This window comes from Escherichia sp. MOD1-EC6300 (genome assembly GCF_002965045.1).
GTDB lineage: Bacteria > Pseudomonadota > Gammaproteobacteria > Enterobacterales > Enterobacteriaceae > Escherichia > Escherichia coli_F.
On sequence record NZ_PTRH01000015.1, the window covers coordinates 15710 to 27653 of the forward strand.

At 49.8% G+C, this 11944-nt stretch carries 9 protein-coding genes and 1 pseudogene; 5 read left to right on the forward strand and 5 right to left on the reverse strand.

The genetic code is table 11. The features are described 5' to 3' along the window. Window positions 1-40 precede the first annotated feature (40 nt). The 4 genes and pseudogenes from BGE37_RS19415 (at window position 41) to fucO (ending at window position 4639) form a co-directional block, all read left to right on the forward strand. Window positions 41-1621, forward strand: a complete 1581-nt coding sequence (locus BGE37_RS19415) for an FGGY-family carbohydrate kinase (RefSeq protein ID WP_105288348.1) — start codon at window positions 41-43, stop codon at window positions 1619-1621. A 64-nt stretch (window positions 1622-1685) separates the two neighbouring features. Next, window positions 1686-2683 (forward strand): annotated as a pseudogene (locus BGE37_RS19420) (LacI family DNA-binding transcriptional regulator). A 132-nt stretch (window positions 2684-2815) separates the two neighbouring features. Beyond that, window positions 2816-3463 carry an L-fuculose-phosphate aldolase gene (gene fucA / locus BGE37_RS19425; RefSeq protein WP_000442593.1) on the forward strand — a complete coding sequence of 216 codons (648 nt, stop codon included), beginning with the start codon at window positions 2816-2818 and terminating at the stop codon, window positions 3461-3463. A 27-nt stretch (window positions 3464-3490) separates the two neighbouring features. Then, window positions 3491-4639: a lactaldehyde reductase gene (gene fucO / locus BGE37_RS19430; protein WP_105288349.1), complete on the forward strand. Its 1149-nt coding sequence runs from the start codon at window positions 3491-3493 to the stop codon at window positions 4637-4639. A 54-nt stretch (window positions 4640-4693) separates the two neighbouring features. Here fucO and xni read toward each other — a convergent pair whose 3' ends face one another. From xni to queF, 5 genes are all read right to left on the reverse strand, one after another. Continuing rightward, window positions 4694-5449: a flap endonuclease Xni gene (xni, locus tag BGE37_RS19435; protein ID WP_105288350.1), complete on the reverse strand. Its 756-nt coding sequence runs from the start codon at window positions 5447-5449 to the stop codon at window positions 4694-4696. A gap of 111 nt (window positions 5450-5560) precedes the next feature. Continuing rightward, window positions 5561-6928 (reverse strand): L-serine ammonia-lyase II, encoded by a 1368-nt coding sequence (gene sdaB, locus BGE37_RS19440; RefSeq protein WP_000626401.1) that lies wholly within the window; start codon window positions 6926-6928, stop codon window positions 5561-5563. 57 nt (window positions 6929-6985) lie between these two features. Further along, window positions 6986-8275 (reverse strand): HAAAP family serine/threonine permease SdaC, encoded by a 1290-nt coding sequence (gene sdaC, locus BGE37_RS19445; RefSeq protein ID WP_000450486.1) that lies wholly within the window; start codon window positions 8273-8275, stop codon window positions 6986-6988. 556 nt (window positions 8276-8831) lie between these two features. Next, window positions 8832-10196 carry a nucleotide 5'-monophosphate nucleosidase PpnN gene (gene ppnN, locus BGE37_RS19450; protein ID WP_000627995.1) on the reverse strand — a complete coding sequence of 455 codons (1365 nt, stop codon included), beginning with the start codon at window positions 10194-10196 and terminating at the stop codon, window positions 8832-8834. Window positions 10197-10307: 111 nt separating this feature from the next. Then, the gene (gene queF / locus BGE37_RS19455; protein ID WP_000100430.1) at window positions 10308-11156 is read right to left on the reverse strand and encodes an NADPH-dependent 7-cyano-7-deazaguanine reductase QueF; all 849 of its coding nucleotides are present in this window, start codon (window positions 11154-11156) and stop codon (window positions 10308-10310) included. Between the two features lie 67 nt (window positions 11157-11223). Here queF and syd point away from each other — a divergent pair, with 67 nt between their 5' ends. After that, complete coding sequence (gene syd, locus BGE37_RS19460) at window positions 11224-11769, forward strand: SecY-interacting protein (RefSeq protein WP_000342437.1); 546 nt, start codon at window positions 11224-11226, stop codon at window positions 11767-11769. Window positions 11770-11944 lie beyond the last annotated feature (175 nt).

Sequence of the window (11944 nt, forward strand, 5' to 3'; positions counted from 1 at the left end):
GAATTCTCATCCCCGTTATCTCCAGCGTCAGGGAGGCTTTATGCACAACGGTTATTTTCTCGGTGTCGATGTCGGATCGGCCAGTGTCAGGGCAGGCGTTTACAGTGCCAGTGGCCACAGGCTGGCATTCGCTACTGCGCCCGTCTCCCAGTTTCGCCCTGGCGGCGAGCGTGTCGAACAGTCTTCGGCAGAGATCTGGCAACAAGTTTGTAAAACGGTGAAAGAGGCGACAGCTTTGGCAGGCATCCCCATTTCCGCAATTCGCTCACTGGGTTTTGACGCTACCTGCTCGCTGGTTGTTCTTGATGAACAAGGCCAGGGTTTAGCGGTTTCGTCCGGTGGATCTGCGAATCACGACATTATTATGTGGATGGATCATCGTGCAACTGTCGAGACGGCGCAGATTAACGCAACGAAGGATCCCGTATTGCGCTACGTTGGCGGCGAAGTGAGCGTCGAGATGGAGTTACCAAAGTTACGTTGGTTGAAGACGCATCTACCGCAAACCTGGCAGGCCGCTCATCGCTTTTTCGATCTGGCGGATTTTCTGGTCTGGAAAGCAACAGGGCGAGACGTCGCGGGATTGTGCACGCTAACGTGTAAATGGAATTATCTGGCTCATGAACAACGCTTTAGCCATAGCTTACTGGAATCGGTAGACCTGACCGACATGCTCGAAAGAATTCCCGCCGAAATTCTTCCGCCTGGTGCTGCCGTGGGAACTTTAACTGCCACAGCTGCTGAAGAATTAGGATTAACGACCAATGTTATCGTGGCCAGTGGTTTGATTGATGCCCATGCCGGTGGCATGGCGCTGGCTGGCGCGCAGCCATCAGGAACGCTGGCATTGATAAGCGGAACGTCGAATTGCCACATGTTGTGCAGTGAAAAAGAAATATTCACCCCTGGCGTCTGGGGGCCATACTGGTCGGCCATGTTGCCAAATTACTGGCTAACTGAAGGCGGGCAAAGCGCCGCAGGGGCGCTGGTGGAGTGGACGCTTCAGGAGTCCGGGGCAAGCGCAAATCTTTTTAACAAGGCGCAGCAACGCGGGTGTCATCCGATTCAACTGATTAATGAATGGGTAGCCGCCCTGGAAGCTAACGAGTCAGAACCCACACGAAATTTACATGTGCTTGCCGATCATCACGGCAACCGTTCGCCACGAGCGCGGCCCGATGCCAGAGGCAGTGTTTATGGCTTAACACTGGAGCGTGGTGAAAATCAGCTCGCGCGGCTTTATCTTGCGACTTTACAGGCAATAGCCTTTGGCACCAGACATATTATTGAAACTCTGCGGGAAAATGGGCATACCATTACCCGATTAACATTATGTGGTGGTGCAACGCACAACCCTTTATGGCTACGCGAATATGCAGACGTGACAGGTTGCGATATCCACCTGATGCAAGAAGAAGATGCCGTTACGTTGGGCGCAGCAATTAGCGGCGCTGTTGCCAGCGGAGCATGGGGGGATTTTACATCTGCGTGTAAAGCAATGGTTGAAGCCGGAGAGGTTATTCAGGTAAATCCACAACGCCGTGAATTTTTAGAGCGTAAATACCGGGTTTACCTGACGCTTTGGGAGCAACAACAGGCGGTTAACCAACTGATGCAATAAGACAAAAGTTGAAAATACTTTTATGATTGTGATTTGACGTCTGGATGTTAACTGGGAAATACCTATGGCTAAAACAGTAGAGCAGATAGCCAGCGACCTGAATTTATCGGTTACGACCGTGCGACTGGTGCTAAATGGAAAAGCGGAACAATATCGAATCAGCGTCAAAACCCAAACGCGTATCAATGAATATGTTGAACGCTATGGTTATATCATTAATCATTCCGCTCGCAGCCTTAAGCTTAACAAAACTGATACATTAGGGTTGATTGTTCCCAACATATCCAACGTCTTTTTTGCTACGCTGGCAGAAAAACTCGAACAACGCTGTCGACGTTCCGGATATCAACTTACAATCAGTTGCACTTATGATGATGTTGACTATGAAAATAAATTGACGAAAGCATTTATCGCACGAAATGTAGATGGTCTTTTTATTGTTCCTTCGACGCTGGAAAATCAGCAGCATCATTTACGCAAAATTCGTAAGCCAATGGTTTTACTCGATCGTGATTTTAAATATACCGATAACGCATTGGTAGAGAGTAATAATATTTCTGGCGGAGAAAAGCTGACGCAAAATATTCTTGAGGCCGGGCAGGCTCCAGTATGGTTTTTGCTGGGAGATGCCGGTTTGCCGAGTATCAGCGATCGTCTGACAGGTTATTTGAATGCGTTGGCAAAAAAAGGGATTACCCATCGCGATTGGGTGCGGGAAGGTCCGGTAAATACTCCGGAAGGCGGCTATGTCATTATGGAAAAACTCATTGAAGAGCAGGGATGTCCGCAGGCATTTATCGCCTCGTCTTTACCTGTGCTTGAAGGCGCTGTCCGCGCGATTCGCGACCGTCTTGGCGCTGTACCGCCAGAAATCAATATTGGCACTTTCGATGAACATCCTATGCTGGGATTTCTCGCCAACAATGTCTGGTCAATGCAGCAGGATGAAAATGCCTGGGCAGAAAAAGCGTTCGAAATGATGTTAAGCGCGATCGAAGAAAGACCAGTAAAAAAACAGTTAAAGTAGAAATGAAATTAATTAAGCGCATAAGAAAAAAATAATAATCGCCAAAAGATATCAGGCTACTGAACAATGATATTCAGTGGCCTCCCCTTACTAAAAATAACCCCGTCTTCATTTGCGGTGCTGTTTTACGCAACAAGGCGAGCTGAAACTGTATCTGGAGAATAGAAATGGAAAGAACACGTTTATCCCGTGAAATAATTGAAACCTGTCTGGAAATGACGCGCCTTGGGTTAAATCAGGGGACAGCGGGGAATGTCAGCACACGTTTTGAAAACGGCATGTTGATTACTCCCAGCGGTATTCCTTATGAAAGAATGACGGAGAATATGATTGTCTATGTTGATGGCAACGGCAAATACGAAGAAGGTAAGATTCCTTCCAGCGAATGGCGTTTCCATATGGCGGCCTATCAAAGCAGACCGGATGCCAACGCGGTTGTTCACAATCATGCCGTTCATTGCACGGCAGTTTCCATTCTTAACCGACCGATCCCTGCTATTCACTACATGATTGCGGCGGCTGGCGGTAATTCTATTCCTTGCGCGCCTTATGCGACCTTTGGAACTCGGGAACTTTCTGAACATGTTGCGCTGGCTCTCAAAAATCGTAAGGCAACTTTGTTACAACATCATGGGCTTATCGCTTGTGAGGTGAATCTGGAGAAAGCGTTATGGCTGGCGCATGAAGTTGAAGTGCTGGCGCAACTTTACCTGACGACCCTGGCGATTACGGACCCGGTGCCAGTGCTGAGCGATGAAGAGATTGCCGTAGTGCTGGAGAAATTCAAAACCTACGGGTTACGGATTGAAGAGTAATTTCGTAAAGCAACAAGGAGAAGGATGATGGCTAACAGAATGATTCTGAACGAAACGGCATGGTTTGGTCGGGGGGCTGTTGGAGCTTTAACCGATGAGGTGAAACGCCGTGGTTATCAGAAGGCACTGATCGTCACCGATAAAACGCTGGTGCAATGCGGCGTGGTGGCGAAAGTGACCGATAAGATGGATGCTGCAGGGCTGGCATGGGCGATTTACGATGGTGTAGTGCCCAACCCGACAATTACTGTCGTCAAAGAAGGGCTTGGTGTATTCCAGAGTAGCGGTGCGGATTACCTGATCGCTATTGGTGGTGGTTCTCCACAGGACACGTGTAAAGCGATTGGCATCATCAGCAACAACCCGGAATTCGCCGATGTGCGCAGTCTGGAAGGGCTTTCCCCGACCAATAAACCCAGTGTACCGATTCTGGCAATCCCCACCACAGCAGGCACTGCGGCAGAAGTGACCATTAACTATGTGATCACTGACGAAGAAAAACGACGCAAGTTCGTTTGTGTTGATCCGCATGATATCCCGCAGGTGGCATTTATTGACGCTGACATGATGGATGGTATGCCGCCTGCGCTGAAAGCCGCGACGGGTGTCGATGCGCTCACTCATGCTATTGAGGGGTATATTACCCGTGGCGCGTGGGCGCTAACCGATGCACTGCACATTAAAGCGATTGAAATCATTGCTGGGGCGCTGCGAGGATCGGTTGCTGGTGATAAGGATGCCGGAGAAGAAATGGCGCTCGGGCAGTATGTTGCGGGTATGGGCTTCTCGAATGTTGGGTTAGGGTTGGTGCATGGTATGGCGCATCCACTGGGCGCGTTTTATAACACGCCACACGGTGTTGCGAACGCCATCCTGTTACCGCATGTCATGCGCTATAACGCTGACTTTACCGGTGAGAAGTACCGCGATATCGCGCGCGTTATGGGCGTGAAAGTGGAAGGTATGAGCCTGGAAGAGGCGCGTAATGCCGCTGTTGAAGCGGTATTTGCTCTCAACCGTGATGTCGGTATTCCGCCACATTTGCGTGATGTTGGTGTACGCAAGGAAGACATTCCGGCACTGGCGCAGGCGGCTCTGGACGATGTTTGTACCGGTGGCAACCCGCGTGAAGCAACGCTTGAGGATATTGTAGCGCTTTACCATACCGCCTGGTAATTGCGCTGATGTGACGATGCCGGATGCGACGTTTGCGCCGTATCCGGCACGCCGTTACCGTACCAACCGCAATTGCTGTAAATTGCCGTCGATATGCAAATCAGTCTGTAAGCGGGCAATATCGCGGCACAGAAATGCCATCTCTTTATGCATTTCTAATTTCTTGCGCCACTTTTCGGCAACCGCATCCAGATTCTCATAGATCCCTTCCAGACTCTGAAACTCGACCAGCAACTGCGTGGCGCTTTTGGGGCCAATCCCCGCAACGCCTGGCACCTTTGAACTGCTGATCCCCGCCAGCCCCCAGTAATCGGGTAACTGCTGCGGTTGAACGCCAAATTCTTTATCAATAAATGGTGCATCCAGCCAACGTTTCTGGAAGTAATCACGAATACGTAATGTCGGTGAAAGTAACTGGCAGTAGCCTTTATCTGTCGAAACAATCGTTGCCTGATGCCCGGCCTGAGTTACTTTGACCGCCAGCGTGGCGGCTAAGTCATCGGCTTCGTTGCCGCTGGCTGACCAGCACGGGACGCCTCGTTGCTCAAAGGCGGCGCGTAATACAGGCATTTCGTTGTGCAACTCTTCCGGCATTGGCGGTCGACCCGCTTTGTAATCTGGTAAACGCTGATGACGCCAGCCGCTACTGCGGTTTTCATCATCAAAAACGGCGACCGCGTGGGTTGGCTGGCTGTGCATAATGAGCTGATCGAGCGCGTGCTGGCAGGTTTCGACACAAGGCGACCCCTGAACGGCATGAATGCGACGGATAAGATTCAGTGCATCGACAATAAGCAAATGAACAGCCACGATAACCCCCTTAAAGATCAGGTGATAAGGGTAACATTCACTACTGGAAGAGGCTACGGCTGGATGAGAAAACGGGAAGAGGCCTCGCAAATCGAGGCCTCTGGAGAGCGATTAATCGCAGGCAACGATCTTCATCGCCAGGCCACCACGAGAGGTTTCGCGGTACTTGGCATTCATATCTTTACCTGTTTCGTACATGGTTTCGATAACTTTATCGAGGCAGACACGTGGTTCGCTGGTACGGCGTAGCGCCATACGTGCAGCGTTCACCGCTTTTACTGCCGCAATGGCGTTACGCTCAATGCACGGTACCTGAACTTGTCCAGCAACCGGGTCACAAGTCAGACCGAGGTTGTGTTCCATGGCGATTTCCGCCGCGATGCACACCTGCGCCGGGCTTGCGCCTAACAGTTCTGCCAGACCAGCTGCCGCCATAGAGCACGCCACGCCAACTTCACCCTGGCAACCCACTTCAGCACCAGAAATCGAGGCGTTCATTTTATAAAGAGAGCCAATGGCGCTGGCAACCAGCAGGTAACGAGCCAGTGAGTTAGCGTTCACTTCGCGGATAAACTTGTCGTAGTACGCCAGCACTGCCGGGATAATCCCGCACGCACCGTTAGTCGGCGCAGTCACCACGCGACCGCCCGCAGCGTTCTCTTCGTTCACTGCCAGTGCGAACATGTTGATCCAATCAACAACCGCCATCGGGTCAGTGGTGGTTTTATCCTGGCTGACCAGCATCCGGCGCAGTGCCGCAGCGCGGCGTGGAACGCGCAGTTTGCCTGGCAACACGCCTTCGGTGGCAATACCGCGCTCAATACCGCCACGCATTACTTCCCAGACGTTCGCCAGGTGCTGTTCCAGTTCTTCTTTGCTGTGCAGCGCCAGCTCGTTTTTCATCATCAGACCAGAGAGTGACAGCCCGGTCTCCTGACAATGTTTTTGAAGATCGGCAGCGGAACTGTACGGATAAGGAACTTCAACCGGTGCGCTATCCTGCTGGCCAAAATGTTCTTCATCAACAATAAAGCCACCGCCGATAGAGTAGTAAGTCTGGCTGTAAACGACTTTATCGCCCGCCAGCGCGGTAATGCGCATGCCGTTTTCATGCAGAGAAAGGTTATCGGCATGGAAGTTCATGCACTGATCAACCGGGAACTCCACTTCGTGCTGACCGTTTGCCAACATCAGGCGACCATGAGTATTCACATCCTGAATAAAACCAGGGATGGAATCGATATCCACGGTATCCGGCAGGTTACCCGCCAGACCCATAATTATGGCGATATCTGTGTGGTGGCCTTTACCGGTCAGAGAGAGCGAGCCGTACACGTCAACCACCACGCGGGTCACGTCTTTAAGCAGGTTACGGGCAATCAGATCGTCGGTAAATTGCTTACCCGCTTTCATTGGTCCAACGGTATGAGAACTGGAAGGGCCAATGCCGATTTTGAAAATATCGAATACGCTAATCATAGGAAATACATCGCGTTAAAACGGAGGAAGCGCCGCCCGAAAGCGGCGCGAAAGGACTTAGCTGAACAGAGAGTAGAAGATTGCGGAGATTGCAATCAGACCCATCACGACAACGAATACGTTGCTGATGTGACCGCTGTATTTACGCATTGCCGGTACTTTCTGAATTGCGTACATCGGCATCAGGAACAGGATCATCGCGATGATTGGGCCGCCCAGGGTTTCAATCATACCCAGGATGCTCGGGTTCAGGGTGGCAACAATCCAGGTCGTTACCAGCATGAACAGCGCAGTGATACGGTTCAGCTTGTTGATTTCGATAGACTTACCTTTACCACGCAGAGATTTAATCACCATACCGTTGAAGCCTTCACGTGCACCCAGGTAGTGGCCGAGGAAGGATTTGGTGATAGCGATAATCGCGATAATCGGAGCCATCCACGCGATAACCGGTGCGTTAAAGTGGTTAGCCAAGTAAGACAGAATCGAGATGTTCTGCTCTTTAGCCGCAGCCAGGTCTGCCGGAGTCAGGCTCAGTACGCAGCTGAATACGAAGAACATTACGGTCAGCACCATCATGATGTGTGCGAATGCCAGGATCTTCGAGCATTTCTGTTCTGCCATATCGCCGTACTCTTCACGCTTCGCAACGGCGAAAGAAGAGATGATTGGAGAGTGGTTGAACGAGAACACCATGACCGGAATCGCCAGCCACAGGGTCATCCACAGACCGTTGCCGGTTGCCGATGCAGTGTCCAGAGACAGCGTTTCCAGTGCTGCGCCGTTCCACTGCGGGATCAGGTACAGAGCCAGCAGCATCAGTACACCAACAAACGGGAATACCAGAATACTCATCGCCTTCACGATCATCTGCTCACCGAAGCGAACAATGGTCATCATACCCACGATCAGGATCAGAGACAGAATCGCACGCGGCGGCGGCGTCATACCCAGCTGGTGAGACATGAAGCTTTCAACCGTGTTGGTGATTGCCACACTGTAAACCAGCAGGATCGGGTAGATAGCAAAGAAGTAGAGCAGGGTAATCAGTTTACCTGCACCAATACCAAAGTGTTCTTCTACAACCTCGGTGATGTCTTCGCCCGGGTTTTTACCAGACAGTACGAAGCGAGTCAGGCCGCGGTGAGCAAAAAACGTCATCGGGAACGCAAGGATAGCCATGATGATCAGCGGGATCATACCGCCAACACCGGCGTTGATTGGCAGGAACAGCACGCCCGCGCCGATTGCCGTGCCGTAAAGGCCCAGCATCCACATGGTGTCTGTCTTGCGCCATGCACTACGTGAGTCTTTCGACACAATCGTGCTGGTTTGAGTCGTTTCCATCAATTTCTCCTGGAGGAATGCAAATAATTCAGCTTTTAGCCAGTTCAGCCCGGGAAGGTGCCTGACCGTAAAAATGAAATCTGTCTATCGGCGATGGCTTAATCATTTTCCGCCGTAATAATTTGAGGGCGGAAAGATACACACAAGTTATGTATCTATCAGTGATCTTGATCTCAAATACAATAATCTACTTGGAAGATAGATAATCTCAACGCTTTACTCTGTAAATCAAAAGTAAAAGAGAATTTAAGGGCAATATTTGCCCATTAAACGACATCTGACCTCTTCCGGGGCGCGCAATATATGTAGGTTGAGCTGAAAAAATCAATACTTTTAGTGAATAATGGGGATAATTTATTTTTCATAGCGATAAAATGTGGTTTGTGAAAACAGGGAAACGTTTGCGTTGCAATATAAATTGTATGACATATTAACTGTGATGATATTTATCGCGTGAGGATGGTAAGAAACATTTATATAACAAATGAAATGAATTGATGAGTAAGTAACCAAAAACGAGAAAACCCGGCAACAAACGTCACCGGGGAAGGGGAGATTACGTGCAGATTTCGTAGCAAGGGATGTAGGCTGAGCCTGGCAACTTCATACGATGCTGGGCAACAAAACCCTGTAGCAGGTCGTCCATACGACGCATAATCTCTTTATCGCCGTTGATTTTGTAAGGACCAAACTCTTCAATGGCGCGAATACCGACTTCTTTTACGTTACCCGCCACAATACCGGAGAACGCACGACGCAGATCAGCGGCCAAAACTTCTACTGGCTGATCCGGATACAGTTTCAGATTAGCCATGTTCTCGTGAGACGGCTCAAACGGCATTTGCAGATCGGGCGCAATGCGCATTGACCAGTTAAAGCTGTAGGCATCGCCCGTATCGCGACGGTTTTCTTTCACCAGCGGCATCGATTTTTTCATCTGACGAGCGACTTCAGCGGCGTCATCAATGATGATGCGATAATGGCGTCGCGCGTTTTCTCCCAGCGTATGCACGACAAACTCGTCCAGTACGCGGAAGTAGTCTGCGCTCTCTTTCGGGCCGGTGAGGATCAATGGTAAAACCTGATCTTTGTTGGCCGGGTTCATTAAAATTCCCAGCAAATACAGCAACTCTTCTGCCGTACCCACACCGCCAGGGAAGATAATGATACCGTGAGCGATACGGACAAACGCTTCCAGACGTTTTTCGATATCTGGCATGATGATCAATTCGTTGACCAGCGGGTTAGGCGGTTCAGCGGCGATAATCGACGGCTCTGTCATACCAATAAAACGACTGTCTTTGTAACGCTGCTGTGCGTGTCCGACCGCAGCACCTTTCATCGGCGCTTCCATCGCTCCCGGACCACAGCCGGTGCAGATATTCAGCTCACGCAGGCCCAGCTGATTCCCGACGCGACGGGCATACAAATACTCGTTTTCGTTAATTGAGTGCCCGCCCCAGCAGACCACCATATTTGGCGCTTCACCGACATGCAGTGCGCGAGCGTTACGCAAGATGGAAAAGACCAGGTTAGTGATGTGGACGGAGTTGTCGAGATTCAGGTTGGGAAAACGAACGGTGTTATGGATTTGCCCGTAAACGAAGAGAATGTCACGCAGAACCGCGAACAAGTTGGCCTGCAAAGCGCGGATAATACGCCCATCGACAAAAGCTTCTTCCGGGGGATTAATCAGTTCCAGCTTTACGCCGCGTTCACGGCGCAGGACGTTAATATCGAAATTTTCAAAACGAGACAGCAATTCTTTGCTGTTATCGGTCAAACTACCGGAGTTCAGTACGGCAAGTGAACAGTTGCGAAACAGTTGATAGAGGTCGCTGCTGGCGGTGCGTTTAAGCATATCCACTTCCAGCTGCGACAACATATCCATGGAGCCAAGCGGGCTAATATGTGTAATCAAGAAAAACTCCTTATGGGACGAATATCGTCATTCCCTTTGATTACAATAGCCCTGCCTGATGACCTTTCACAACCTTCTGCGTGAATCCAGCACGCAAAATTGAGAAAAAATTTATTGCCGAACCAGTCTTGTGGTCGATGGGACAAAATCGCTATTACTGCGCCACGGGTTAATGTCCAGACCGCCACGACGGGTATAACGTGCGTAAACGCTCAATTTCTCTGGCTGGCAGAAGCGTAACAGGTCATTAAAGATGCGTTCCACGCACTGTTCGTGGAACTCGTTGTGATGACGGAATGAGACCAGGTAACGCAGCAGTTTTTCTCTGTCAATTTGGCGTCCACGATACTGAATTTGGATCGAACCCCAATCTGGTTGATGGGTGATCAGGCAGTTTGATTTCAGCAGGTGGCTGACGAGCGTCTCTTCTACTACTTTTTCACCACTGGTGGCATTCTCAAGATAGTCAGTAGTGAATTCATAGTTATCGATAGTGATATCCTGGTCATCAATGCAGGTGCCATTGAAATGACCTATCGGCTGGCCTTCCAGTTCATCAAGACGATATAACGCCACGCTAACCTTACCCTGAGCGCAAGTGCTTAAGTCGCGCTCCAGCGTCTGGCGCACCTCATCCCAGTTATTAAAACGCGTCTGGTTAAAACTGTTGAGATAAAGCTTAAAACTCTTCGACTCAATCAGATTTACGCTGGTGTAATCAAGTTCAACATGACCGACAGCGACCTGCGGCAAACCTTTCGCATTCAGCCAGGAAAGTTCATACAGCGTCCAGATATCCGTACCGTGAAAAGGCAGGTTATCCGCTTTCAGACCCAGCGGGTCGCGATTCAGGCTGCGTGGAACGCCTTGCAGTAGGCTAGCGTCATAGGTATCCCGGTAATCGGTTGATTTTCCAAGAGTCAGGCCCGCAAGTGCCTGATGGTTTGCATAAGAAGACATGTTTCACCGTCATAAACCAGATAAACTAAACGACAAGTGTATCTGGTTTAAGTGAAGAGAGAAATTAGTGGACGATTTGACCGCACAAGCCCTGAAAGATTTTACTGCACGCTACTGCGATGCGTGGCATGAAGAGCATAAAAGCTGGCCGTTAAGTGAGGAACTGTACGGCGTTCCTTCACCGTGCATTATTTCAACCACCGAAGACGCTGTATACTGGCAACCCCAGCCGTTTACCGGTGAACAAAATGTAAACGCGGTTGAACGTGCTTTTGATATTGTGATACAACCCACGGTTCATACTTTTTACACGACCCAGTTTGCCGGGGATATGCACGCGCAGTTTGGCGATATCAAACTGACATTGCTGCAAACCTGGAGTGAAGACGACTTCCGTCGGGTGCAGGAAAATCTGATTGGTCATCTGGTGACTCAGAAAAGGCTAAAACTGCCGCCCACGCTATTTATCGCAACGCTGGAAGAAGAGTTAGAGGTCATCTCGGTGTGTAATCTCTCCGGTGAAGTGTGCAAAGAGACGCTGGGAACACGCAAACGGACGCATTTAGCCTCAAATCTTGCGGAATTCCTTAATCAACTTAAGCCTCTTCTGTAATCCAAATACCCCATCTTGTTGTGAGAGATCTCTTACAGACTCTGTAGGAGATCGCCAGGAAATAAGCGAATACTTAAAAAGATAAGAATCGTTATTTTCATTTAAAATCAATATATTGCTTGTTAATTCTTAACTTTCATATGAAATTTTCCTTAAGGCATTGTCTGTAAGCGCC

Coding starts and splice junctions, on each gene's coding strand:
- BGE37_RS19415 (WP_105288348.1), top strand. CDS start 41: ATGCACAACGGTTATTTTCTCGGTGTCGATGTCGGATCGGCCAGTGTC.
- fucA (WP_000442593.1), top strand. CDS start 2,816: ATGGAAAGAACACGTTTATCCCGTGAAATAATTGAAACCTGTCTGGAA.
- fucO (WP_105288349.1), top strand. CDS start 3,491: ATGGCTAACAGAATGATTCTGAACGAAACGGCATGGTTTGGTCGGGGG.
- sdaB (WP_000626401.1), bottom strand. CDS start 6,928: ATGATTAGCGTATTCGATATTTTCAAAATCGGCATTGGCCCTTCCAGT.
- sdaC (WP_000450486.1), bottom strand. CDS start 8,275: ATGGAAACGACTCAAACCAGCACGATTGTGTCGAAAGACTCACGTAGT.
- queF (WP_000100430.1), bottom strand. CDS start 11,156: ATGTCTTCTTATGCAAACCATCAGGCACTTGCGGGCCTGACTCTTGGA.